Below are 24,087 nucleotides of genomic sequence, written 5' to 3'. Positions count from 1 at the left end.
CGCCCGGTGGGCGGGCGCCGGCTACGCCGCCACCAGGACCCGCCAGCGGCCGTCCCGCAGCCGCAGGACCAGGCGGGTCACCGGCCCGGTGAGCAGCGCCGCGCTCAGCGCCGCGACCAGGGTGCCCACGCCGAGGCCGACCAGGACGTCGTGCGGGTAGTGCACGCCGACGAAGACCCGCGAGAAGCCGGTGAGCAGCGCGACCGGCAGGGCCAGCCACAGGGCCGCCCGCCAGGCCAGGACGATGCCGACGGCCAGCGCCGCGGCGAGCGTCGAGTGGTTGCTGGGGAAGGACCAGTCGCCGTGCGGCGGGCACGGCACGATCGGGGTGGGCGCGCCGGCCACCGCGCGGCACGGCCGTTCCTCGGTCACCAGGCTCTTGACGACCTCGCTCAGGACGTAGGCGAGCAGGGTGGCCACCGGCACCAGCAGCGCCCGGGCGACCCGGTGCGCGTCGATGCCGCGGGCCCGCCACCACCCCAGCACGGCGACGGCCATGAGGAGCAGCAGCCCGCCGGAGGTGCCGATGTCGGCCAGGGTGCGGAGCCAGTCCGGGGACCGGTGGGCGAGGCCGGTCACGTCGAGGTAGAGCGCGGTGCTGTTCATGGCCGATGACGGTACGGAACCAGGTGGCCGACGCGGTATCTGACGACAGGTCAGTCAACGGGGCGGGCCGGACGGCGCACGGACGGGACGGGCGGTGGCGCGGGCGAGAAGTGCCGGTATGGGCGACTGCGGACCGTCACCGGGCTGATGATGGGAAAAGTTGCCGCCCGATGCGGCGGGTACTGGCCGGTGCCGGTCCGGATCTCTCGTAGAGTTTTCGCGTGGGATCACTGCGCAATCCGATCGGGCCGCTTCCCTCCTCCATCTACTGGCGGCGGAGGGCCGTTGCGCTGGCCGTCGTCGTCCTCCTCCTCGCCCTGGTGGTGTGGGTGCTCGCCATGGGCGGCAACGACGAGAAGACGGCCAACGAGGGCAAGGGCGCGCAAGGATCCGGACCCGCTGCTTCCATCACGCCGGGGCCGGCGCCCAGCGGCCCGGCGATCGGTCAAAAGCCCGGCGGCCGAGACGAGTCGGGTGCCGGCGGGGCCGACGGCGGTTCGGGCGCCGGCACGACGGGCGGCGCCGGCTCGGACGGCGGCAGCGGGGGCGCCGGCGGGGGCGCCGGCGGCGGCTCGGGGGCCGGCGGTGCCGGATCCGGTCCGGCGCCGATCGGCCAGGCCGCCGGCGGGGACGCCGTCGCGGCCGGCCCGTCCCTCGCCAACTGCGGCTCCGACACCGTGAAGTTGACACTGAAGAGCGTCAAGAACTCCTACGCACCCGGCGACAAGCCGAAGTTCGAGCTGGCCGTGCAGAACTCCGGCGGCACGGCCTGCAAGGTGGACCTCGGGCGCAAGGCGGCGGTGCTCACCATCACCGACACCGCCGGCGACGACCGGGTGTGGGCCTCCGACGACTGCGCGACCGGCGCCGGCCCGGCACTGCTCCAGATCCCCGCCAAGGGCACCGTGACCCGCACCGTCGAGTGGGACCGGCACGCCAGCGGCCCCCAGTGCGCCACGCCCAGCGCCGCCGCGGTCCCGGCCGGCACGTACCTGATCGAGGCGAAGGCGCCGGGGCTGGCGGCGGTCCACACCTCGTTCGTCCTGGCCAAGGACTGAGCCGAGGGCCGCGTGGCGCGGCGCCGCCCCGGGCCGCGCCGGCACCCCGCGGAGGCGCCGCCTCCGCAAGTTCCGCTCTCAGAGGATCTGCTCACAGCAGGCCCCGGTGGTGACGGCCCGTCCGCACGGGCACAGTCGCCGTCATGAAGCTTCTGATTCTGGGCGGTACGGAGTTCGTCGGACGGGCCGTGGCCGAGGCGGCGCTGGCCCGCGGCTGGGACGTCACGGTCTTCCACCGGGGACGGCACCCGGCCCCCGAGGGGGTCACCGTGCGGCACGGCGACCGGTTGGCGGCGGGCGGACTGGCCGCCCTGGAGGACGGCGCGTGGGACGCCGTCGTGGACACCTGGAGCGCCGCGCCGGTGGCCGTCAGCAACGCGGCCCGGCTGCTGGCCGACCGGGCGGTGACGTACGCGTACGTCTCCACCGTCTCCGTCTACGCCTATCCGCCCACCCAGCGGATCAGCGAGACGGCACCGCTGGTGACGGGGGCCGACCCGGCGGCCACCGACGCCGACGACTACGCGCGGGCCAAGCGGGGCGGCGAACTCGCCGCGCTCGACGCGTTCGGGGCCGACCGGACGCTGCTGATCCGCCCCGGACTGATCCTCGGCCCGCACGAGAACATCGGGCGGCTGCCGTGGTGGCTGACCCGGATCGCCCGCGGCGGCCCGGTCCTCGCGCCCGGCCCCCGCGACCTGCCGTTGCAGTACATCGACGCCCGGGACCTCGCGGAATGGACCCTGGACGCCGTGGCCCACGGGCGGTCCGGCCCGTACAACCTGGTGAGCGAGCCGGGACACACCACCATGGGCGAACTGTTGGAGAGCTGCGTGCGGGCCACCGGGGCGTCGGCCGAACTGCGCTGGACGGCACCCGAGGACGTGCTGGCGGCGGGCATCGCACCGTGGACGGAGCTGCCGGTCTGGCTGCCGCCGGGCGAACTCCACGACACGATGCACGGCGCCGACGTCGCCGCGGCGGTCGCGGCCGGGCTGCGCTGCCGGCCGGTCGAGGAGACGGTGGCGGACACCTGGGCGTGGCTCGGCCGCCTCGGCGGAGTGGCGCCGCAGCGCCCGGACCGGCCGGCGCTGGGGCTGCCGGCGGAGAAGGAGGCGGCGGTGCTGGAGCGGTGACCGGCGGCACCGCGCCGGGGCCCGGCCCGTCCGGCGGCATCGCGAGGAGGCCCGCCCCGGCCGGCGATTGATCTCGATCGGTGATGGCTGCGGGCGCGGATCGCGCGTTGTTCGGCACCGCCGGCACGGCTTGACTCGGGGTCAGGCGGACGCACCGCCGGACCCCAGCCAGGACGGGAGCACCCCATGAACAGCATCGGACCCAAGGACGTGGTGCAGCGCTACTTCGCGGCGCTGGCGGCCGGCGACCAGGACGCGATCCGGGACTCGTGGGCCGAGGACGGCAGCTGCTGGTACGGCGGCGACCTCCCGATCTCCGGCACGTGGCAGGGCCGGGACCAGGTGATCAACGGCTTCCTCGCGACCGCGTTCGCCCATCTCGACCCGGACCGGGAGGTCGGCGTGCGGGTCACCAACGTCTTCGGCGAGGGCGAGCAGGTGCTCGTCGAATGGGACTCCTGGGCGACCGGGAAGACCGGCCGGCCCTACGAGCAGAAGAACACCGCCGTCTTCACCGTCCGCGGCGGCAGGATCGCCGACATGCGGGAGTACGCCGACACCCAGCACTGGGAGCGCGCCCTCGTCGCCGACCCGGCCTGAAGACGGGGGCGCTTCCTTGAGGGGGCGGCTTCCCTGAAGGTCGGGCTCGCCTGAGGGGCGGGGGAGCTTCCCTGAGAGGCGGGCTCGCCTGAGGGGTGGGCGGGCTTCCCTGCGGGGGCGAAGGATTCCCTACGGGGGGTGCGAACAGATCCCGTAGGGGGTGTGAGCGCCCCCTACGGGGCCTCAACGGGGTGGCGGGGGTAGGTATTCCGAGCTCGTGGGCGGGCCCCGGACGTCCCCTAGACGTACCGCTCCAGGATCGACGACTCCGCCAGGCGGGAGAGGCCCTCGCGGACCGAGCGGGCGCGGGTTTCGCCGACGCCCTCGACGGCCTGGAGGTCGTCGACGCTGGCGGCGAGGAGCTTCTGGAGCCCGCCGAAGTGGTCGACGAGGCGGTCGATGACCGCGCCGGGGAGGCGGGGGACCTTCGCCAGCAGGCGGAAACCGCGCGGCGAGACCGCCGAGTCCAGCGTCTCGGGCGCGCCGCTGTAGCCCAACGCGCGGGCCACGATGGGGAGTTCGAGCAGCTCCGGATGGCTGAGGGCGTCCAGGTCGGCCAGCGCCTCGGCGACCGTGCGGGAGCGCTTGGCGGTGGGCTCGGGGACGTAGTCCCGGGCGACCAGCTCGCGCTCCGGCTCCACGCCGGCGATCAGCTCTTCGAGCTGGAGGGTCAGCAGGCGGCCGTCGGTGCCCAACTCGACGACGTACTCGGCGATCTCGGTGGCGATGCGGCGGACCATCTCCAGGCGCTGGGCGACCGCGGAGACGTCGCGGACCGTGACCAGGTCCTCGATCTCCAGGGCGGACAGGGTGCCGGCGACCTCGTCCAGGCGGAGCTTGTAGCGCTCCAGGGTGGCCAGCGCCTGGTTGGCGCGGGAGAGGATCGCCGCGGACTCCTCCAGTACACGCCGCTCGCCGTCCACGTAGAGCGCGATCAACCGCATCGACTGGCTGACCGAGACCACCGGGAAGTTGGTCTGGATGGAGACCCGCTGCGCGGTGCGGTGGCGGGTGCCGGTCTCCTCGGTGGGGATGGAGGCGTCCGGCACCAACTGCACGCCGGCCCGCAGGATCTTGGTGATGTCCTTGTCGAGCACCAGCGCGCCGTCGAGCTTGCACAGCTCGCGCAGCCGGGTCGCGGTGAACTCGACGTCCAGCACGAAGCCGCCCGTGCACATCGACTCGACGGACTTGTCGAAGCCGAGGACGATCAGGCCGCCGGTGTTGCCGCGGAGAATGCGCTCCAGGCCGTCCCGCAGGGCCGTGCCGGGCGCGACGGCGCTGAGCGAGGCGCGCATCAGGCTCTCGGTGCCGGAGGTCCCTCCGGACCTGCCGGGAGACGACGCCCGGTCGTTCGCTGCCACTGCACTCCTCCGTCGCATGGTCTGTCGGCCCGGGCCGTCCGGCCGGTGCCGCGGTGCGTACCACATGGAGGGTATCCGGGGAGTTACGCAGCCGGCGGTGGGACGGCGGTGACGGGTGAGACCGGGGCAAAGTCTACCGGCGCGCCTCTTCCGCCCGCGGGGCCTCCCGGCGGACCCGCTTGGGCAGCACGGAGAGCGCCTGGCCGACGTCGGCGACCTCCAGGACCCGCATCCCGTCGGGGATCTTGCCGGGGTCGGAGGGGACCAGGGCGTGCGTGAAGCCGAGCCGGGCGGCCTCCGCCAGGCGGCGCTGGACGCCGGTGACCCGCCGGACCTCCCCGGCCAGGCCGACCTCGCCGATCGCGACGAGGTTCTTGGGCAGCGGGGTGTCGCTGGCGGCGCTGGCCAGCGCGAGGGCGACCGCGAGGTCGGCGGCCGGCTCGCTGAGCTTCACCCCGCCGACCGTGGCGCTGTAGATGTCGCGCTTGCCGAGGGCGCTGATCCGGCCGCGCTGCTCCAGGACGGCGAGCATCATCGACACCCGGGAGGTCTCCAGGCCGGAGGTGGTGCGCCGGGGGGACGGGATCTGCGAGTCGACGGTCAGCGCCTGCACCTCGGCGACCAGCGGGCGGCGGCCCTCCAGGGTGACCGTCAGGCAGGTGCCGGGCACCGGCTCGGCGCGGCGGGTCAGGAACAGGCCGGAGGGGTCGGCGAGGCCGGTGATGCCCTCGTCGTGCAGCTCGAAGCAGCCGACCTCGTCGGTGGTGCCGTAGCGGTTCTTCACACCGCGGACCAGGCGGAGCCGGGCGTGCCGGTCGCCCTCGAAGTGCAGGACGACGTCGACCAGGTGCTCCAGCAGGCGGGGGCCGGCGATGGCGCCGTCCTTGGTGACGTGGCCGACCAGGAGGGTGGACATGCCGCGCTCCTTGGACGCCCGGATCAGGGCGCCGGCGACCTCCCGGACCTGGGCCATGCCGCCGGGGGCGCCGTCGATCTCGGGCGAGGCGACGGTCTGCACGGAGTCCAGGACCAGCAGCGAGGGCTTGACGCTGTCCAGATGGCCGAGGACGGCGGACAGGTCCGTCTCGGCGGCCAGGTAGAGGTCGTCGTCGAGCGCGCGGATGCGGTCGGCGCGCAGCCGGACCTGGCTGGCGGACTCCTCACCGGTCACGTAGAGCGTGCGGTGCTCGGCGGAGGCGGCCTTGGCGGCCACGTCCAGCAGGAGGGTGGACTTGCCGACGCCGGGCTCGCCGGCCAGCAGCACCACCGCGCCGGGCACCAGCCCGCCGCCCAGCACGCGGTCCAGCTCCGGCACGCCGGTCGAGCGGGCGGTGGCCTGCTTGCCGTCGACCTGGCCGATGGGCAGCGCGGCGGTGGTGACCCGGCCGGGCGCGGTGGTGCGCACCGCGGGGGTGCCGCCGAACTCCTCGACCGTGCCCCACGCCTGGCACTCCGGGCACCGGCCGAGCCACTTCGCGGTGGTCCAGCCGCACTCGGTGCAGCGGTACGAGGGGCGCTCCTTGGCCGACGATTTGCGAGTTGCCATGACGCCACCGTAGCGGCGGGGTGTGACAGCGGGTGGTGCGCGGGCCCCCGGCGAGCGCGGGGAGACGGCCGCGGCGGCCGTTGCGCCGACCGGGTGGCGTGCGCCGTGCGCATGCGACGGGCATTTAGCAGATCCGTGTCCCCTTTTGAGGGAGATGGTCACCCGTAAGGGTTAAAAGTGCCCCTGCTGCACAGGTGTGGCTGCATCATCCGCCTACCGTCGCCGGGGTGATGAGCAGCAGGCCCGAGCACCCTACGCACACCACCGGCGCACTCCGGTCGCGCACCGCCGCGCCGCGCCGGCACCGGCCGCAGACCGAAGGGCGGCCCGGCCGCCCCGAGCACCAGGACCGCTACGAGCCCCATCTGGACGGGTTGTTCACCTACTGCCTGTCCGTGCTGTGCGAGCACGACGCGGCGGCCGTGGTCCTGGGCGAGACCCTCGCCCTCGCCGAGCGCCAGTACGGCCGCCGCCCCGGCGATCCCGCCCTCTTCCGCCCGTGGCTCTACGCCCTGGTCCGCTGGGCGTGCCTGCGCCGGCTCGCCGAGCAGGCCGCCCCGGACGCCGTCGCCCCGCCCGACCCCGGACGGACGCCGGCCCGGCAGCGCGAACTCGCCGCGCTGGCCTGGCCGGAGGCGGCCGGCACCACTCCCGAGCAGCGCGAGGTGCTGGAGCTGGCGGTGCGCCACCGGCTCGCACCGGAGGAGATCGCCGCGGTGACCGGCGCCGACCCGGCCGCCACCCGCACGCTGCTGGCCGCGGCGTCCTGCGAGGTGGAGCGGACCCGGGCGGCGCTGGCGGTGGTGGAGTTCGGGCGGTGCCCGGACGTCGCCCGGCTGGCCGGGGACGGTCAGATGCTGCTGGGCGCGGCGCTCCGCCGGGAGCTGGTGCGGCACGTCGACGACTGCGCGGAGTGCCGCCGGACCGCCGAGCGGGCCACCGCCGCCGGCCCCTGGCCGGGCACCGCACCGGCCGAACAGGGCGCGCTGGCGCTGGTCACCGCTGACCGGGCGGCGGTGTGCACGGCGCTGGCGGCGGCCCGGACGTCCCGGTCGGGGCGGGCCGTGGGGCTGCCGGGGACCGCTCCGACCGGCGCCGGGCGGAGCGGTGGAGCAAACGGTTCTCCACGCTATGACCGCAGGGGTTTCCCGGTCGCCCCCACCGACCGGTCCGCGCGCCGCCGACGCCGTCGCCACCGTGCTCTGACCACCACCGTCGTGGCCACGGTGCTGGCGGCGCCGGTGCTCGCCCTGTGGGCGGCGTACCGCAACGCCCCGGAGGCGGGCGAGACGGACGTGCTGCCGACGGTGGCGGCCCACGAGGCCCAGGGCTCGCTCACCGGCGACCGGCTCGACGGCCGCCCCTACGAGAACGCGGGCAACGCCCGGCCCACGTCCCCGCGTCCGGACCCCCCGGTCGGCGACGGCACGTCGGACGTCTCGGTCGCGGTGCAGAGCCCGGACGCCGGCCCGACGCCGCCCGACGGCCGGGAGCAGCACGGGCCGGGCCGGCTGACGGTCGACGCGCAGCCCGCCGAGGGCACCACCGTCATCACGATCCGCGCCTCCGGCGGCACCCCGGTGCGCTGGCGGGCGGCGACCGGCGCGCCCTGGCTCCAGATGAGCCACACCGCGGGCGAGCTGCAACCAGGCCAGAGCGCCCGGATCACCGTCTACGTCGACCACGACCGGGAACCCGAGGGCCACTGGCGCACCAAGGTCGCCATCGAGCCCGGCGGCACCGTCGTGAAGCTGGAGGGGCACGGCGTGCCGGAGCCCGCCCCGGGGCCGGGCGTCCCCTCGTCCGGCGATCCCGGCCCGGAGCCCACCCGGCCGTCGCCGCGGCCGACCCGGCCCGCCCCGACGCACCCGGCGCCGTCCCCGACGCCCACCCGCACCGGCAGCCCGACACCGAGCACGGGACCCACCCCGCCGCCGAAGCCGTCGCACACCACGAGGCCGCCGCAGTGAGGCCCGGGCGCCGGGGCGCGCCGGGCCCAGGGGCCGTCGGCTACTCGGTGCCGGCGGCCGGCGGCTTCGGGTCGGCCGGGTGCGGCGCCAGCGGCAGTTGCGCGGCCAACCGCTGCTCGCACAGCTCGACGAGCTTGGCGTAACCGGCCTCGCCCATCAGCTCGGTCAACTCCGGCCGGTACGTGACGTAGACGGGGTCGCCGGCGCCGTGCGCGGAGGTCGCGGAGGTGCACCACCAGTGCAGGTCGTGACCGCCGGGGCCCCAGCCGCGGCGGTCGTACTCGCCGATGGTGACCTGGAGGATCTGGGTGTCGTCCGGCCGGTCGATCCAGTCGTAGGTGCGCCGCACCGGCAGCTGCCAGCAGACGTCCGGCTTGGTCTCCAGGGGCTCGCGGCCCTCGCGGAGCGCGAGGATGTGCAGCGAGCAGCCGGCGCCGGCGGCGAAGCCGGGGCGGTTCTGGAAGATGCAGGAGCCCTGCCAGCGGCGGGTCTGCCGCTCGCCGTCCTCGTCCTCCTCGATCCACCCGGAGTCGGTGCCGACGTCGTGGAACTGCCACAGGTCGGGGGTGAGCCGCGCCACGTGCTGCGCGACGCGCTCCTCGTCCTCCTCGTCGGAGAAGTGCGCGCCGAGCGTGCAGCAGCCGTCGTCCGCGCGGCCGGCCTGGATGCCCTGGCAACCACTGCCGAAGATGCAGGTCCAGCGGGAGGTCAGCCAGGTCAGGTCGCAGCGGAAGAGCTGCTCGTCGTCGCCGGGGTCGGGGAAGGTGACCCAGGCGCGGGCGAAGTCGAGGCCGACCTCGTCGGCCGTGGCCCCGTCGCCGGACCGCGCGGCCGCAGCGGCCCTGGCGCGCCGCTTTTCTTCCTTCTTCAGGGCTTTTTCGTGCTTCGCCTGTTTCGTCTTTGCCACGGGTCCAGCGTACGGCCGGCACCCAGTGTCTCCCGTCACGGCAGTAGGTTTCCCCGTATGAGACTCGGTGTCCTCGATGTGGGTTCGAACACGGTCCACCTGCTGGTGGTCGACGCACACCCCGGCGCGCGCCCGCTGCCCGCCTACTCGCACAAGGCGGAACTGCGCCTGGCCGAACTCCTCGACGAGGACGGCGCCATAAACGAGGCCGGGGTCCACCGCCTGGTGCGCACCATCCAGGAGGCGATGCAGGTCGCCGAGGACAAGGGCGTCGAGGACGTGCTCCCGTTCGCCACCTCCGCAGTCCGCGAGGCCACCAACGGCGAGGAGGTGCTGCGCCACGTCACCGAGGAGACCGGGGTCACCCTCCAGGTGCTCTCCGGTGAGGACGAGGCGCGGCTGACGTTCCTGGCCGCCCGCCGCTGGCTGGGCTGGTCGGCCGGCCGGCTGCTCGTCCTCGACATCGGCGGCGGCTCGCTGGAGATCGCCTACGGCCTGGACGAGGACCCGGACGTGGGCGTCTCCCTGCCGTACGGCGCCGGCCGGCTGACCGGCAGCGGGCTGCGCGCCGACCCGCCGGACCCGGAGGACGTCCGGGCGCTGCGCCGCCAGGTACGCGCCGGCATCGCCCGGGTGGTGAGCGACTTCTCCCGCTACGGCACGCCCGACCAGATCGTCGGGACCTCCAAGACCTTCAAGGCGCTGGCCCGGATCGCGGGCGCGGCACGCTCGGCGGAGGGCCTGTACGTGCAGCGCGAGCTGTCCCGCAAGAAGTTGGAGGAGTGGGTGCCGCGGCTGGCGCGGATGAACGCGCAGGAGCGGGCCGCCCTGCCGGGGGTCTCCGAGGGGCGGGCGCGGCAGTTGCTGGCCGGGGCGCTGGTGGCCGAGGCGGCGATGGACCTGTTCGGCGTGGAGACGTTGGAGATCTGCCCGTGGGCGCTGCGGGAGGGCGTCATCCTGCGGCGGCTGGACCACCTGCCGGTGCCGTAGGGACGGGCGGCCCGCACGCCGCGGTGGTGGGCGCGCAGCCCTCGCGGGGGCGCCGCCGGGGAGCGCGGCAGCCTGCCCCCTCCCCGGCGATGCGGCGGAGATCACATCGCGAGTGGGGATCCGGGACGCCACAGGCGTTGTACGGGGTCTCCGGTGTCACAGGCGTCCCGTCGGGTCGCCGTGGCGGTCCTCACGTCCTGCCCCGTGCGGGAATCCGGCCCGTACGCTGTCCCTCGTGACAGAGCCAGTGGTGCGCATCCCTGACGCGAAGGTCGCGCTGTCCACGGCTTCGGTCTATCCGGAGTCGACGGCGACGGCCTTCGAGATCGCCGCGCGCCTGGGCTACGACGGCGTCGAGGTCATGGTGTGGACCGACCCGGTCAGCCAGGACATAGAGGCGCTCCGCCGGCTCTCCGACTACCACGGCGTGCCGGTGCTGGCCGTGCACGCGCCCTGCCTCCTGATCACCCAGCGGGTCTGGTCCACCGACCCGTGGGTCAAGCTCCAGCGCGCCCGCACGGCGGCGGAGAAGCTGGGGGCGTCCACGGTCGTGGTGCACCCGCCGTTCCGCTGGCAGCGCGGCTACGCGCGGGAGTTCGTCCGCGGCATCTGGCGGATGGAGGGCGAGACGGACGTCCGGTTCGCGGTCGAGAACATGTACCCCTGGCGGTACCGCGACCGCGAGATGCTCGCCTACGCCCCGGACTGGGACCCCACCAACGACGACTACCGGCACTTCACCGTCGACCTCTCGCACACCGCCACCGCCCGCCACGACGCCATGGCGATGGTCGAGCGGATGGGCGACCGGCTGGCCCACGTCCACCTCGCCGACGGCAACGGCTCCGCCAAGGACGAGCACCTGGTGCCGGGGCGCGGCAGCCAGCCCTGCGCGGAGCTGCTGGAGCGGCTGGCCGGCACCGGGTTCGACGGCCACGTGGTCGTCGAGGTCAACACCCGCCGAGCGATGTCCGCCGCCGAACGCGAGGCCGACCTGGCCGAGGCACTGGCCTTCACCCGCCTCCACCTGGCGTCCCCGACCTGGGTCCCCGGCAAGTAGCCGCCCCGCGACGCACCGTCGTGACGAAGGGGGCCGTCCGCACTGCGGTCGGGCATCTCACATACCGGAGACAGTGTCCGGATCTTGGATCAAGAGCGTAATCTCGGGATCAGCTGCTGTATGGCACCGCTGCCGTACGTACGTAACCCGAGGGAGTGACCATCGTGCCCGAGCTGAGGTCCCGCACCGTTACCCATGGCCGCAACATGGCGGGCGCCCGCGCCCTTATGCGGGCATCGGGCGTAGCGAGCGAGGACATCGGCAAGCCGATCGTCGCGGTCGCCAACTCCTTCACCGAGTTCGTGCCCGGCCACACCCACCTCGCCCCCGTCGGCCGGATCGTCTCCGACGCCATCCGGGCCGCCGGCGCGGTGCCCCGCGAGTTCAACACCATCGCCGTCGACGACGGCATCGCGATGGGCCACGGCGGCATGCTGTACTCCCTGCCGTCCCGCGACCTGATCGCGGACTCGGTCGAGTACATGGTCGAGGCGCACTGCGCCGACGCGCTGATCTGCATCTCCAACTGCGACAAGATCACCCCGGGCATGCTGATGGCCGCGATGCGGCTCAACATCCCGGTGGTCTTCGTCTCCGGCGGCCCGATGGAGGCCGGCCAGGCCACCCTCGTCGACGGCACCGTCCGCAAGCTGGACCTGATCGACGCGATGGTCGACGCCGCCAACGACAGCATCTCCGACGCCGACGTGCTGCGGATCGAGGAGAACGCCTGCCCGACCTGCGGCTCCTGTTCCGGCATGTTCACCGCCAACTCCATGAACTGCCTGACGGAGGCCATCGGCCTCTCGCTGCCCGGCAACGGCTCGGTGCTCGCCACCCACACCGCCCGCCGCGCCCTCTACGAGAACGCCGGCCGCACGGTCGTGGAGATCACCAAGCGCTACTACGAGGACGGCGACGAGTCCGTCCTGCCGCGCAACATCGCCACCCGCGCCTCCTTCGAGAACGCCATGGCCCTCGACATCGCCATGGGCGGCTCGACCAACACGATCCTGCACCTGCTGGCCGCCGCCCAGGAGGCCGGCCTCGACTACGACCTCACGGACATCGACGCGGTCTCCCGCCGCGTCCCGTGCCTGGCCAAGGTCGCCCCGAACGTCGCCCCCGGCGGCACGTACTACATGGAGGACGTGCACCGCGCCGGCGGCATCCCCGCCATCCTCGGCGAGCTGTACCGCGGCGGCATGCTCAACGAGGACGTGCACTCCGTGCACGCCGCCACCCTCGCCGAGTGGATCAAGACCTGGGACGTGCGCGGCGGTTCGCCGTCCGCCGAGGCCGTCGAACTGTGGCACGCCGCCCCCGGCTGCCAGCGCTCGGCCAGCGCCTTCTCGCAGTCCGAGCGCTGGGAGACGCTCGACGTGGACGCCGCGGGCGGCTGCATCCGCTCCGTCGAGCACGCCTACTCCAAGGACGGCGGCCTCGCCGTCCTCCGCGGCAACATCGCGGTCGACGGGTGCGTGGTGAAGACCGCCGGCGTCGACGAGTCCATCTGGACCTTCGAGGGCCCGGCGGTGGTCTGCGAGTCCCAGGACGAGGCCGTCGACAAGATCCTCGGCAAGCAGATCAAGGAGGGCGACGTCGTCGTCATCCGCTACGAGGGCCCCAAGGGCGGCCCCGGCATGCAGGAGATGCTCTACCCGACGTCGTTCCTCAAGGGCCGCGGCCTGGGCAAGACCTGCGCGCTGGTCACCGACGGCCGGTTCTCCGGCGGCACCTCCGGCCTCTCCATCGGCCACGCCTCCCCCGAGGCGGCCTCCGGCGGCACCATCGCCCTGGTCGAGGACGGCGACCGCATCCGCATCGACATCCCCAACCGCTCGATCGAACTCCTCGTCGGCGACGAGGAGTTGGCCGCACGGCGCGAGGCGCTCGGCGGCGTCTACGCCCCGAAGCAGCGCGAGCGCAAGGTCTCGGCGGCCCTGCGCGCCTACGCGGCCATGGCCACCAGCGCGGACAAGGGCGCGGTGCGGGACGTGAGCAAGCTCGGCTGACCGCCGTGACGCCACTGGCCGCCCCCGCGCTCGCGTCGGGGGCGGCCAGTTTTCTGTCGGCGGGCGGTGCCGGCGGGCGGTGTCGGCCCGGCGTGCGGGACCGGGCCGGTGTGCGGGACCGGGCCGGACGCGGCGCCTACCAGGTGCCCGGGTCGGCCGTCGGCACGCCGAAGACCGTGCCGTCCGGGGACGCCGCGTAGACGCGACCGTGGGCCGGGTCCAGCGCGGGGGCCGGGACGGCCTGGAGGAAGCCGTTGTGGCGGGCGGCGGACAGCCGGGGCCGGGTCTGGCCCAGGAGGGCGCCGGTGGTGGTGTCGACGGCGAGCAGCCGGCCGTCGGCGGCGGTGAAGAAGAGGTGGTTGCCGCTGATGACGGGGGACGACCCGCGGCTGACCGAGGTCTCGGTGCCCCACCTGCGCTCGCCGACCGCCTGGAGGGCGCCGCCCTCCGCCAACAGGTACACCGTCTCGCCGTGGACGGCGGCGGCCACCCCGCGCAGCGGCGCGGCCAGCGGCAGCGTGCGGGCCCGGCGGGTGGCCGGGTCGTAGCGCAGCACGCCGGTGACGTCGCCGTCGTAGGTGGGGTCGCCGACGGTGAGGAAGAGCGCACCGGAGGCGCTGGGGCCGGCCAGGGCGAGGGTGCCGGGGAGTTGGTGGGACCAGCGGACCGTGCCGTCGGACGGGTCGAGGGCGGTGAGCCGGGTGGCGGGGGCCGGGCCGGTGGTGAGGGTTTCGGCGGCGTAGGCGGTGCGCGGGTCGCCGTAGGTGCGGAACCGGGGGAGGCGGTGGCCGGGGAAGCGCTTGCGCCACCGCTGGGCGTGGGTGGTGGTGTCCAGGGCGGTGACGGTGCCGTCGGCGGCGGTCAGGAGGATGCGGTCGGCGACCACCGCGGCGCCGCCCTCGTAACCGGAGACGTCCAGGCTCCAGCGGGGCGCGCCGTTGCCGTGCGGTGCCGGATCGAGGGCCAGCAAGCGTTTGCCGTCGGCGGTGAAGACGTAGAGGAAGCCACCGGAGAGGACCGGGGCAGTCGGGGAGATCGCCTCCGGGCCCGCCGGGGGACCCTCGTGCCGCCAGGTCACCGTGCCGGAGTCGGGGGAGAGGCGGGCGGCGGGGAGCCCGGACTGGCCGCAGAAGACGGCGCCGGCACCGGCCGTGCAGTACGGCATCTCGGCGTCGTGACCGGAGGGACGCTCGACGATCGTGGTGCGCCAGGGATGGAAGGCGACGCGTGGGGTGCGCGGGGCGTGGGTCTGTAGGGCCGGGGCGTCCCCGCCCGTGGTCAGGAACCCGAGGGTGGCACCGGACCCGACCACGACGGCGAGGGCGGCGGCCCACAGCAGCCGGCGACGACCCCTGCGGGCCTTCGGGGCGTCCTCGGGCACGGCCGGCGGGGGCGGCGGGCCGGCCGGTGCCCGGGCCGCGTCCGGGGTGCGGGCGCGGACGTGGGTGGTCTCGGCGCGCGCGGCGGTCTCGGCGCGGACCGGCTGGCGCTGGGCGGGTATCCGGGCGCCGGGGACCGTCTCGGGCAGCGCCTCGCCACGGGTCGGCCGGGTGGCGGGCAGCGTCATCGGCGCGTCCGTGCACAGCAGTTGCATGAGCCGGTCCGGCGTCGGGCGGTCCGCCGGGTCCTTCGCCAGGCAGCTCTCGATCAGCGGCACGAGCGCGTCCGGCACGTCCGACAGGTCGGCCTCGTCGTGCACCACCTGGTAGGCGACGAGGTACGGGCTCTCGGAGTCGAACGGGCCGCGGCCGGTGGCGGCGTGCACCAGTACCGAGCCGAGCGCGAAGACGTCCGCGGCGGGGCCGACCTCGCGCGGGCGCTGGAACTGCTCGGGGGCCATGAACGGCGGCGTGCCGATCAACTTCCCGGTCTCGGTGCGCATCTCGCTGTCGGACGGCCGGGAGATGCCGAAGTCGATGACCTTCGGGCCGTCCGCGGCGAGCAGCACGTTGCCGGGCTTGAGATCGCGGTGGACGACGCCCGCGCGGTGGATGTCGCGCAGCGCCTCGGCGAGGCCCGCGCCCAGCCGCCGCACCTCGCCGGGCGTCAGCGGGCCGTTCCGCTTGACGTGTTCGGCGAGGGTCGGGCCGGCGATGTGGAGGGTCGCCATCCAGGGGCGCTCGGCGTCCGGGTCGGCGTCGACGACGGGCGCGGTGAAGGCACCGCTGACCCGTCGGGCGGCGGCCACCTCCTGCCGGAACCGCCCGCGGAACTCCGGGTCTTGGGCGAAGTCGGCGTGGATGACCTTGACCGCGAGCGACAGCCCGGAGGAGGACCGGGCCAGATGGACCACGCCCATTCCCCCGGAGCCCAGCCGCGCCTCCAGACGGTAGTGCCCGGCGTACTCCGGACGCTCCGCTTCCGGGCCGAGCCCGGAATCGCGCAGCGGCGGCATCGATCCACCCCCGTGTCTTCCCCGTGTGAAGCGCCCTGCGGATTCGGACGCAGGTGCGACGCGCGGAGCCTAGTCCATGGTGCGTCCCGGACGGGTGAGGCTTGCTAGCGTGCGCGTCGTGGGCGTCGAACGGGCGCCCGGACACGCACCGTCGGCCACGACGGGCAGCCATCCAGCACACGGGGGGACAGCGAAATGACCACACAGGACGGGCTGGCGAGCACCGGCACCGCACCACAGCCCGCCGACGCCGACGCCGGCGCCGGGGACGTGGCCACCGAGGCGGCACCGGCCGCCTTCGGCGCGGCGCTCGCCGGCGCCGCGACGTACCCCGTCGCGCCCGGCTACCGCGTCAACGTCCGACAGGGCGCCGGCACCAACACCCCGCTCGTGCGCCAGCTGCCCGCGGGCGCCCGGGTCCAGATCCGCTGCCAGCAGCGCGGCCAGTGGGTCGTCGGCCCCTACGGCACCTCCAACCTCTGGGACAACATCGGGCCCGGCGAGTACGTCTCCGACTCCTACGTCCACACCGGCAGCAGCGGCATGGTCGCGCCCGGCTGCCTGAGCTGACCCGCCGGCGCCCGTACCGCACGGTCGGCGCCCGCACCGCACGGTCGGCGGGCCACCGGGGATAATCGACGCCATGAGCGACGCGCAGCACACGGCGGCCCCGGGCGGCCCGGAACCGGACGAGATCCGTTTCTTCGGCACCTCCTGGGTCGAGCACGACGGCGGCTACGCGCTGCGCCGGGCCGGTGTCGCGGTCGGCTCCCTGGTGCTCGCCGCGGCGGGGGCGCTGGTGCTGCGGTTCGCCTTCCAGGGGCTGGAGATCGCCGCGGTCGGCTCGTTCGTCAACGTCCTGGTGGTGGCCGGCTTCGCGATCTGCAGCGCGCTCGCGTTCCGCCGCACCTGGGACGGGTTCGTGCGCCGCCCCGGCCCGGCCGCCGACAGCGGCGCCGAGCGCTCGATGCAGAGCCTGATGCTCATCGGCTTCATCGGCACGCTGCTCGCCTACTTCTGCCGCAGCCTGGCCGAGGCGCCCGGGGAGAAGCTCCGCCGCGCCGAGTACGCGGCGGCGCGCGAGCGGTACGCCCGCCGCCGGGAGACCCGTGCCGGGAACCCGGCGGCGCGCAAGCCCAAGCCGAAGGGCACCGGGAAGAAGCGCCGCTAGGGCGTGCCCCGGCCCGCCGCCGCGCCGGTCCCGCCGTCCGGGGCGGCGGCGTAGCGTTCGGCCATCGCCCGGAACACCGCCCGCGGCTCCCAGCGCGCCTCCGCGTCGACCATCCGCACCACGCCGTACGAGGAGAGGTCCGCGTCCCGCGTCACCTTGCCGAACCCGGCGAAGGTGAACCACAGCGCGGTGTCGACGCCCTCCGCCTCGAAGGCGTCGAGGAGCTCGGTGAAGTACCGCACCTGCTCGCCCTCGTCCGGCACCGCGTCGGCCGGCGGCTGCCACGCCATGCCGCCCCGTGCGCCCGCGCCCTCGTACGGGCAGGTGCCGAACTCGGTCACCGCGACCGGCTTGCCGTGCGCGGCGTGCCCGCGCAGCTCCTCCCGGAAGGTGTCGGCGTTGAACGCGGCCCGGTAGGCGTCCACCCCCACCAGGTCGAACGGCGTCCAGTCGATCGCCTCCCAGGGCCCGGAGGCGTAGCCGACCCGGCCCCCGAAACGCGCCCGGACCACCCCGACCACCTCGGCGAGGAAGGCGTTCAACCGCTCCACCACCGAGCCGAGCGACAGCCACCAGTCCAGGTCGGCGGTGGCCATCGCGTGCAGCCGGTCGCCGTAGGTCTCCCCGGGGATGAAGCCCGCGCCGAACGCGCTCAGTTCGCACCCGGTGACGAAGACCACCTCGGCCCCGGACCGCCGGAGGAGCTCCGCCCGTTCGGCGCACTCCGCGAAGAACGGCAGCATCTCGTCGGGCGTGAGGTCCACGGGGAACGGCGCGAACCACACCTCCAGCCCGGCCTCGGCCGCGCACCGCGCCGCCACCTCCAGCCGCTCGGGCCGCCCGCCGGAGATCCGCACCGCATCGCAGTGCAGTTCCCGGGCGATCACCGCCATGTCCCGGCGGACCACCGACGCGGTGAAGTCCTTCCGCGAGAGCTGATCCACCGGCAGGAACCCGGTGTCGTAAGTGATGCCGCGTGCGCGCATGGTGTGCGTCCTTCCTTCCCCCTCGGAGGCCCGCCGTCCGGAAGCGGCCCGGCCCGCCCGGCCATTCTCCGGGAACGGGCTGCGGATCCCGCGTTCCCGGGCAGGATCCCGGTCATGACGCCCCCGCAGCCCGCCACGCCCCCCGAGCCGCCGCGGCCCCCCGACCACGCCACCCTCGCCCGGGCCTTCGACGCGGTCGCCACCCAGTACGCGGCCGCCCGGCCGGGCTACCCGCCGGCGCTCTTCGACGCGGTCGAGGAACTGGCCGGGCGGCCGCTGGCCGGGGCCCGGGTGCTGGACGTCGGCGCCGGCACCGGCATCGCCAGCGCACTGCTGCGCGCCCGCGGCGCGCGGGTCACGGCCGTCGAGCCGGGCGCGCAGATGGCCGCCGCGCTCCGCACCGCACACCCCGGCGTCCCGCTCGTCCGGGCCGTCGGCGACGCCCTGCCGTTCGCCGACCGGGCCGCCTTCGACCTGGTCAGCTACGCACAGGCATGGCACTGGACCGACCCGGCCCGCTCGGTCCCGGAAGCCCTGAGGGTGCTGCGGCCGGGTGGCGCGCTGGCGCTGTGGTGGAACGTGCCCGACCCGGACGCCCCGTGGGTCGCCGCCCAGGAGGCCCGGATCGCCCGCCGCCTGCCCGGCTACCACGCCCACGACGTCGCGGCGGACGCCGCCGACCTGATCCGCGGCCTGGGCCGGGGGCTGCACCCGCAGTCCCGGGTGCTGCACTGGACCCGCACCGTCCCGCTCGCCACCCACCTGGCGATGCTCGGCAGCCGCTCGTACTTCGCGGCGCTCGGCCCGGCGGCCGCCGCCCCCGTCCTCGCGGACGAACGGGCCGCCCTCCTGGACGTCTTCCCCGACGGCCTGGTCGAGGAGACGTACGCCCTCGCCCTCACGGTCACCCGGCGCCCGGCCCCCTGAGCCGCCGGCACCGGCGCACCTCGACCCGGCACCCTCCGCCGCGTAGCGTCGTCCCCGTCCCGGCGGCCGCCGGCGAACGCGCCGCGGCCCGGGTCCAGGGAGGCGGGAGCACGCGATGACGGAACGGGGAGACGGACCGGCCGACGCGCCGGCCCGGTCCGGTCGGCTGGCGCAGTTCGAAGAGGTGCGGGGGCGACTGTGGGGCGTGGCGTACCGGATCACGGGGACGGTCAGCGACGCCGACGACGCGGTGCAGGAGACCTGGCTGCGCTGGCAGTTGCTCCCCGACGAGCCGCCGGTTCAGAACCCGCGCGCCTTCCTCACCACCGTGGTGAGCCGGATCTGCTACGACCTGCTGGGGTCGGCCCGGGCACGCCGCGAGACGTACGTGGGGCCGTGGCTGCCGGAGCCGGTGCTCGACGGCGCGCCCGGCGCCGGCCGCACCGCCGTCCTCGAAGGCCCCGAGGACCGGGTGACCCTGGACGAGTCGGTCGGCATGGCACTGCTCACCGTCCTGGAGCGGCTCACCCCGGCCGAACGCACCGCGTTCGTCCTCTACGACGTCTTCGCCGTGCCGTTCCCGGAGATCGCCGAGGCGGTCGGCCGCACCCCGGAGTCGGTGCGGCAGCTCGCCTCGCGCGCCCGCCGCCGGGTCCGGGCCGAGGCGCCGCGGCGCACCGTCGACCGGGGCGAGCACCGGCGCACCGTGGAGGCGTTCCTGACGGCCGTCGCCGGCGGGGACTTCGAGGGGCTGCTGGCCGTCCTCGACCCGGAGGTGGTGTGGCGCTCGGACGGCGGCGGCAAGGTCTCCGCGGCCCGCCGCCCGGTGCTCGGCCGCGACAAGGTCAGCCGCTACGTCCGGGGCCTGCTCACCCGCTTCGACACGGCGACCATGCGGCTGGCGGTCCGGGACGTCAACGGCGCCCCGGGAATGGTCTTCGCCGACGCGTCGGAGGAGTACCCGGCCGGCGTCTTCGCCTTCACGGTGCACGACGGGCTGATCACCGAGGTGCATGCGGTCGTCAACCCGGACAAGCTCCGGCACCTGGACTTCGGGGATCTGTGAACGCCGCCGGCCCGGCGGGACCGCGCACCGGCCCGGCCGGGCCCGCGCGCTCCCGCCGGGCTCAGGCCGCGTCGTACTCCCAGTCCGGCTGCCCCTCGCCGAAGAGCCAGTCGTCGAACAGGTCGGTGAGGTCCTCGTCGGTGCGGTCCTGACAGAAGGCGATGAAGTCCTCGGTGTCGGCGTTGGCGTGCCGGTACTTCGCGGGCCACTCCCTGAGGATCGAGAAGAACGTCTCGTCCCCGACCGCGTTGCGCAGCTGCTGGAGCACCATCGCGCCGCGCTCGTAGACCGGCGTCGCGGTCACGTCCGCCGCGCTCTCCGGCTCGCCCGGCGGGAAGTCCCAGCGCTCGTGGTCCTCGTCGCCGTCGTAGAGCGCGTCGAACTGCTCCTGCGGGGACCGGCCGCCCTCGTGCTCCTCCCACAGCCATTCGGCGTAGGTCGCGAAGCCCTCGTTGAGCCAGGTGTCCCGCCAGGTCTTCGGCGTCACCGAGTCGCCGAACCACTGGTGGGCGGTCTCGTGCACCACCGTCGCGGTGTCCGGCGCCCCGGCGTACACCGGTTTGGTCTGGGTCTCCAACGCGCCCCAGTCCACCCGGTCCGGGGTGTGGTCCACGATCGCGCCCGCCGACGCGAACGGGTACGGCCCGAACAGCTCCGCCGCCCACGCCAGGATCTCCGGCAACCGGGACAGCGGCTTCCGGCTGGCCGCGGCCTCCTTCGGGTCCACCGCGACGTAGAGCGGCAGCCCCTGCGGCGTGCGGGACTCCCGGACGTCGAACGTCCCGATCGTCGCGGTGGCGAGGTAGCTGGCCATCGGCTCCGCGCTGTGCCACTCGTAGGTGGTGCGCCCGCCGGTGGTCCGCTTGGACCGCAGCTGCCCGTTGGCGACCGCGGTGTAGCGCTCCGGCACGGTGATCCGGAAGTCGTAGGCGGCCTTGTCGCTGGGGTGGTTGTTGCCGGGGAACCACGTCATCGACCCGGCCGGCTCCCCGGCGACGAACGCGCCGTCGGCGGTCTTGACCCAGCCCTCCACCGCCCCGTCCGCGTCCCGCATCTCCTGCGGCGTGCCGCGGTAGCTGACGGTCGCCCGGAACGTGTCGCCCTTGCCTATGGCGGCGGCCGGCCGGACCACCAGCTTGTGTCCCTTGCGGCTGAACTCCGCGGCCCGGCCGTCCACCCGGACGCCGGTCACCGTCATCCCCTGGAGGTCGAGCTGGAAGGACCGCAGGGCAGCGCCGGCCTTCGCGGTGATCGCGGCGCTGCCGTCCAGGTGCCGCTCGGCCACGTCGTAGTCGAGGTCGAGCCCGTAGTGGCTGACGCGGTAGCCGCCGTTGCCCAGCGCCGGGAAGAGCGGGTCGGCCAGCCCGCCGCCGCCCGCGGCCCCTTTGACCGCCGTGCCGCCGGACGTGCAGGAGGACAGCAGCAGGGCGACGGACAGCGCGGCGACGGCACCGCATCTGCGCAGAGGACGGCGTGGCACGGCACTCCTCGGGCCGGGGACGGACGACGAACACAAGTTCCCCGACCATACGGGCATTTCCGTCGCACCGACCCACCACCTCCGGCTACGACCGCACCGGGCGCCGCGCCGGCGCCGGCTGACCGCTCCGTGGACACCCCGACACGCCGCCGCCCGGCGGTGCGAGGATGGCCCCGAACCGACCAGGCACCACCGGCGAGGTGAACGCATGACCCAGAAGGTCGCCGTACTCGGCACCGGAAAAATCGGCGAGGCCCTGCTCAGCGGCATGATCCGCGGCGGTTGGGCGCCCTCCGACCTGCTGGTCACCGCCCGCCGTCCGGAGCGCGCCGAACAGCTCCGCACCCGTTACGGCGTCGAAGCGGTCAGCAACGCCGAGGCCGCCAAGGCCGCCGACACCCTGATCCTCACGGTCAAGCCCCAGGACATGGGCACCCTGCTCACCGAGCTGGCGCCGCACGTCCCCGCCGACCGCCTGGTCATCAGCGGTGCCGCCGGCATCCCGACCGCCTTCTTCGAGGAACGGCTGACCGCCGGCACCCCGGTCGTCCGGGTCATGACGAACACCCCGGCCCTGGTCGACGAGGCGATGTCCGTCATCTCCGCCGGCACCCACGCCACCGCCGCGCACCTCACCCTCGCCGAGGAGATCTTCTCCACGGTCGGCAAGACCCTGCGCGTCCCGGAGTCCCAACAGGACGCCGCCACCGCCCTCTCCGGCTCCGGCCCGGCCTACTTCTACTTCCTCGTCGAGGCGATGACCGACGCCGGCATCCTGCTCGGGCTGCCCCGCGACAAGGCCCACGACCTGATCGTCCAGGCCGCCATCGGCGCCGCGGTGATGCTCCGCGACAGCGGCGAACACCCCGTCAAGCTCCGCGAGAACGTCACCTCCCCCGCAGGCACCACCATCAACGCCATCCGGGAACTGGAGAACCACGGCGTCCGCGCCGCCCTGATCGCCGCCCTGGAAGCCGCCCGCGACCGCAGCCGCGAACTGGCCACCGGCACCGGCACCTAGCCCCCACCGGGCTACACCCCGGCTCCACCTTGGGCGGCTCTGCGCACGCCCCGGGCACGCCGACGCCACGGGAATACCGCCCCACCCCGCCACCGTTGTGGATCCCGCAGGGGGCCCTGCCACCCCCTACGGGATCCGTTCCCCTCTCCCCTACGGGACTGCGGGGCCTACGAGCCCACGGGCAGCAACCCCACCGCCTCGTACGCCGCGTCCACCCGCGGCCTGGCCATCGCCCGCGCCCGCTCCGCCCCGGCCCGCAACACGCCGTCGACGTACCCCGGATCGGCCGCCAGCTCCGCGTGCCGCTTCCGCACCGGCCGCAACAGCTCCACCACGGCCTCCGCCACGTCCCGCTTGAGCGCCCCGTACGACGCGTAGCCCGCCGCCAACCCGGCCGGATCGGCCTCCGCCCGACACGCCGCCAGCACCTCCAGCAGGTTCGCCACGCCCGGCCGCTCGTCCCGGTCGTACACCACGTCCGACCCGCCGTCCGTCACGGCCCGCAGCACCTTGCGCCGCACCACCTCCGGCTCGTCCAACAGATGGACGACCCCGGCGCCGCCGTCCCGCACGACCGTTCCCTTGCCCATCTTCGAACGGGGGTCCTGCAGGTCCATTACCCGCGCCGCCACCGGCGGCCGCGTCGCCCGCGGCACCACGAACACCCGCCCGTACCGCCGGTTGAACCGCACCGCCAGATTCCGCGTCAGCTCCACGTGCTGCGCCTGGTCCTCACCCACGGGCACCTCGTCCGTCCCGTACGCCAGGATGTCCGCCGCCATCAACGCCGGATACGTCAACAGCGACAGCCGCACGCCCGCCGACTCCTCCCGCGCGGCCTTCTCCTTGAACTGCACCATCCGCCGCATCTCACCGACGCTGGCGGTGCACTCCATCAGGTACGCCAGTCGCGCGTGCTCGTCCACGTGGCTCTGCACGAACACCGTGCACCGCTCCGGATCGAGCCCCGCCGCCAACAACAAGGTCGCCGCCTGCCGACTGAGCCTGCGCACCCGCGCCGGATCGTGGTCCACGGTCAGCGCGTGCAGATCCACCACGCAGAACAGCGCGTCCGCACGGTGCTGGTCCGCCTCGACCCACCGCCGCACCGCCCCGAGGTAGTTCCCCAGCGTCAGGTGCCCCGTCGGCTTCACCCCGCTGAACACCCGCGCGGCCGTGCCCGCCGTCTCGACCTTCTCGTTCATCCGTCCCTCACTCTCACCGGGACCGCCGCTCACACCGGCCGGTGACGAAGGAGAAACGCGAACGGCCGCCGAAGCGGCGGCCGTGGTCATGCATGCGCTACAGGTGCGGCCGCCGTCAGGCGTGCCACCACAGCTGTACGAGCACATGCGCGGTCATGCCCCTCAACGTACCGGCCGACCCGGCCACCCGCACGGGTTTGATGCACCCCATCCGCTCGTGTAGTGTTCTCCGAGTTGTCACGGAGCCGTTGGCCCCGTACAGCCATCCCGCCGCATCGCGGCACCTCACTGCTGCACGGCTCCTCAACGGGATCGAATTTCGCATGCCGAAATTCATTCCGGGCGTCTGATTAGGCGTCACCGAGGAATTCCGCTAACGTAGTGAACACCCCGCCGACGGGGAATCGGATCGAAATTCGAACCGCTCGCAACTCACCGAGATGCGGACCGGAACGGAAAGAAGATCTGATAAAGTCGGAAAGGTCGAGAAGCGAAAGCGAATCGGCTGGACCCCGCTCCAACAGGGGGCCAGAGACGGAAACGGATCTGGTAAGGTTGGAACCGCGAGAAAGCCGAAAGGCCGG

Annotated in this window: 20 protein-coding genes; 12 read left to right on the top strand and 8 right to left on the bottom strand. The window is 74.4% G+C overall.

Annotated features, from left to right (window positions below; all coding sequences use genetic code 11):
- Positions 1–21 precede the first annotated feature (21 nt).
- Complete coding sequence (locus ACJ6WD_RS34280; RefSeq protein WP_407617194.1) at positions 22–606, bottom strand: phosphatase PAP2 family protein; 585 nt, start codon at positions 604–606, stop codon at positions 22–24.
- 221 nt (positions 607–827) lie between these two features.
- On the opposite strand from ACJ6WD_RS34280, the gene ACJ6WD_RS34275 reads away from it, so the two are divergent.
- From ACJ6WD_RS34275 to ACJ6WD_RS34265, 3 genes are all read left to right on the top strand, one after another.
- Positions 828–1,664, top strand: a complete 837-nt coding sequence (locus ACJ6WD_RS34275) for a hypothetical protein (protein WP_233661437.1) — start codon at positions 828–830, stop codon at positions 1,662–1,664.
- A gap of 143 nt (positions 1,665–1,807) precedes the next feature.
- Positions 1,808–2,800, top strand: a complete 993-nt coding sequence (locus tag ACJ6WD_RS34270) for an NAD-dependent epimerase/dehydratase family protein (RefSeq protein WP_233661438.1) — start codon at positions 1,808–1,810, stop codon at positions 2,798–2,800.
- 186 nt (positions 2,801–2,986) lie between these two features.
- Positions 2,987–3,400 carry a nuclear transport factor 2 family protein gene (locus tag ACJ6WD_RS34265; RefSeq protein WP_233661439.1) on the top strand — a complete coding sequence of 138 codons (414 nt, stop codon included), beginning with the start codon at positions 2,987–2,989 and terminating at the stop codon, positions 3,398–3,400.
- Between the two features lie 239 nt (positions 3,401–3,639).
- On the opposite strand, the gene disA is transcribed toward ACJ6WD_RS34265, so the two are convergent.
- Both disA and radA read right to left on the bottom strand, forming a co-directional pair.
- Positions 3,640–4,764, bottom strand: coding sequence for a DNA integrity scanning diadenylate cyclase DisA (disA, locus tag ACJ6WD_RS34260; RefSeq protein ID WP_037636685.1), 1,125 nt, complete (start codon positions 4,762–4,764; stop codon positions 3,640–3,642).
- A 133-nt stretch (positions 4,765–4,897) separates the two neighbouring features.
- Positions 4,898–6,310: a DNA repair protein RadA gene (gene radA / locus ACJ6WD_RS34255; RefSeq protein WP_407617193.1), complete on the bottom strand. Its 1,413-nt coding sequence runs from the start codon at positions 6,308–6,310 to the stop codon at positions 4,898–4,900.
- 230 nt (positions 6,311–6,540) lie between these two features.
- Between radA and ACJ6WD_RS34250 the strand changes: the two genes are divergently transcribed.
- Positions 6,541–8,280, top strand: coding sequence for a BACON domain-containing protein (locus tag ACJ6WD_RS34250; protein WP_407617192.1), 1,740 nt, complete (start codon positions 6,541–6,543; stop codon positions 8,278–8,280).
- A 40-nt stretch (positions 8,281–8,320) separates the two neighbouring features.
- Here the strand turns inward: ACJ6WD_RS34250 and ACJ6WD_RS34245 are convergent, their stop codons facing one another.
- Positions 8,321–9,187 carry a hypothetical protein gene (locus ACJ6WD_RS34245; protein ID WP_233661442.1) on the bottom strand — a complete coding sequence of 289 codons (867 nt, stop codon included), beginning with the start codon at positions 9,185–9,187 and terminating at the stop codon, positions 8,321–8,323.
- Between the two features lie 57 nt (positions 9,188–9,244).
- Between ACJ6WD_RS34245 and ACJ6WD_RS34240 the strand changes: the two genes are divergently transcribed.
- The 3 genes from ACJ6WD_RS34240 (at position 9,245) to ilvD (ending at position 13,252) form a co-directional block, all read left to right on the top strand.
- On the top strand, positions 9,245–10,177 hold the full coding sequence (locus ACJ6WD_RS34240) for a Ppx/GppA phosphatase family protein (RefSeq protein ID WP_016571379.1): 933 nt from the start codon (positions 9,245–9,247) through the stop codon (positions 10,175–10,177).
- Between the two features lie 235 nt (positions 10,178–10,412).
- Positions 10,413–11,237, top strand: coding sequence for a sugar phosphate isomerase/epimerase (locus ACJ6WD_RS34235; protein WP_174505038.1), 825 nt, complete (start codon positions 10,413–10,415; stop codon positions 11,235–11,237).
- A gap of 164 nt (positions 11,238–11,401) precedes the next feature.
- Positions 11,402–13,252: a dihydroxy-acid dehydratase gene (ilvD, locus tag ACJ6WD_RS34230; protein WP_233661443.1), complete on the top strand. Its 1,851-nt coding sequence runs from the start codon at positions 11,402–11,404 to the stop codon at positions 13,250–13,252.
- A 136-nt stretch (positions 13,253–13,388) separates the two neighbouring features.
- Here ilvD and ACJ6WD_RS34225 read toward each other — a convergent pair whose 3' ends face one another.
- A complete protein-coding gene (locus ACJ6WD_RS34225; RefSeq protein ID WP_233661444.1) occupies positions 13,389–15,647 on the bottom strand; it encodes a protein kinase domain-containing protein in 2,259 nt (752 codons plus the stop codon).
- Between the two features lie 195 nt (positions 15,648–15,842).
- Here ACJ6WD_RS34225 and ACJ6WD_RS34220 point away from each other — a divergent pair, with 195 nt between their 5' ends.
- Both ACJ6WD_RS34220 and ACJ6WD_RS34215 read left to right on the top strand, forming a co-directional pair.
- The gene (locus ACJ6WD_RS34220; protein WP_233661445.1) at positions 15,843–16,217 is read left to right on the top strand and encodes an SH3 domain-containing protein; all 375 of its coding nucleotides are present in this window, start codon (positions 15,843–15,845) and stop codon (positions 16,215–16,217) included.
- Positions 16,218–16,290: 73 nt separating this feature from the next.
- On the top strand, positions 16,291–16,818 hold the full coding sequence (locus tag ACJ6WD_RS34215) for a hypothetical protein (RefSeq protein ID WP_038520862.1): 528 nt from the start codon (positions 16,291–16,293) through the stop codon (positions 16,816–16,818).
- Here the strand turns inward: ACJ6WD_RS34215 and ACJ6WD_RS34210 are convergent.
- Positions 16,815–17,804, bottom strand: coding sequence for a hypothetical protein (locus ACJ6WD_RS34210; protein ID WP_407617191.1), 990 nt, complete (start codon positions 17,802–17,804; stop codon positions 16,815–16,817). The genes ACJ6WD_RS34215 and ACJ6WD_RS34210 overlap by 4 nt on opposite strands.
- 114 nt (positions 17,805–17,918) lie before the next feature.
- On the opposite strand from ACJ6WD_RS34210, the gene ACJ6WD_RS34205 reads away from it, so the two are divergent.
- Together ACJ6WD_RS34205 and sigJ are read left to right on the top strand one after the other, a co-directional pair.
- Positions 17,919–18,731: a class I SAM-dependent methyltransferase gene (locus ACJ6WD_RS34205; RefSeq protein WP_233661448.1), complete on the top strand. Its 813-nt coding sequence runs from the start codon at positions 17,919–17,921 to the stop codon at positions 18,729–18,731.
- A gap of 115 nt (positions 18,732–18,846) precedes the next feature.
- Positions 18,847–19,797, top strand: coding sequence for an RNA polymerase sigma factor SigJ (sigJ, locus tag ACJ6WD_RS34200; protein ID WP_407617190.1), 951 nt, complete (start codon positions 18,847–18,849; stop codon positions 19,795–19,797).
- A gap of 61 nt (positions 19,798–19,858) precedes the next feature.
- Here sigJ and ACJ6WD_RS34195 read toward each other — a convergent pair whose 3' ends face one another.
- Positions 19,859–21,277, bottom strand: coding sequence for a M1 family metallopeptidase (locus tag ACJ6WD_RS34195; RefSeq protein WP_331249156.1), 1,419 nt, complete (start codon positions 21,275–21,277; stop codon positions 19,859–19,861).
- A gap of 208 nt (positions 21,278–21,485) precedes the next feature.
- Here ACJ6WD_RS34195 and proC point away from each other — a divergent pair, with 208 nt between their 5' ends.
- Positions 21,486–22,298 carry a pyrroline-5-carboxylate reductase gene (proC, locus tag ACJ6WD_RS34190; protein ID WP_407617189.1) on the top strand — a complete coding sequence of 271 codons (813 nt, stop codon included), beginning with the start codon at positions 21,486–21,488 and terminating at the stop codon, positions 22,296–22,298.
- A gap of 167 nt (positions 22,299–22,465) precedes the next feature.
- On the opposite strand, the gene trpS is transcribed toward proC, so the two are convergent.
- Entirely contained in the window at positions 22,466–23,503 is a 1,038-nt protein-coding gene (trpS, locus tag ACJ6WD_RS34185) for a tryptophan--tRNA ligase (protein WP_376555663.1), read from the bottom strand.
- Positions 23,504–24,087 lie beyond the last annotated feature (584 nt).

The sequence above is a fragment of the Streptomyces sp. VTCC 41912 genome, assembly GCF_045799175.1.
GTDB lineage: Bacteria > Actinomycetota > Actinomycetes > Streptomycetales > Streptomycetaceae > Streptomyces > Streptomyces albulus_C.
The sequence above is the reverse complement of the archived record's forward strand: the minus strand, read 5'-3'. Positions and strand labels throughout refer to the sequence as shown.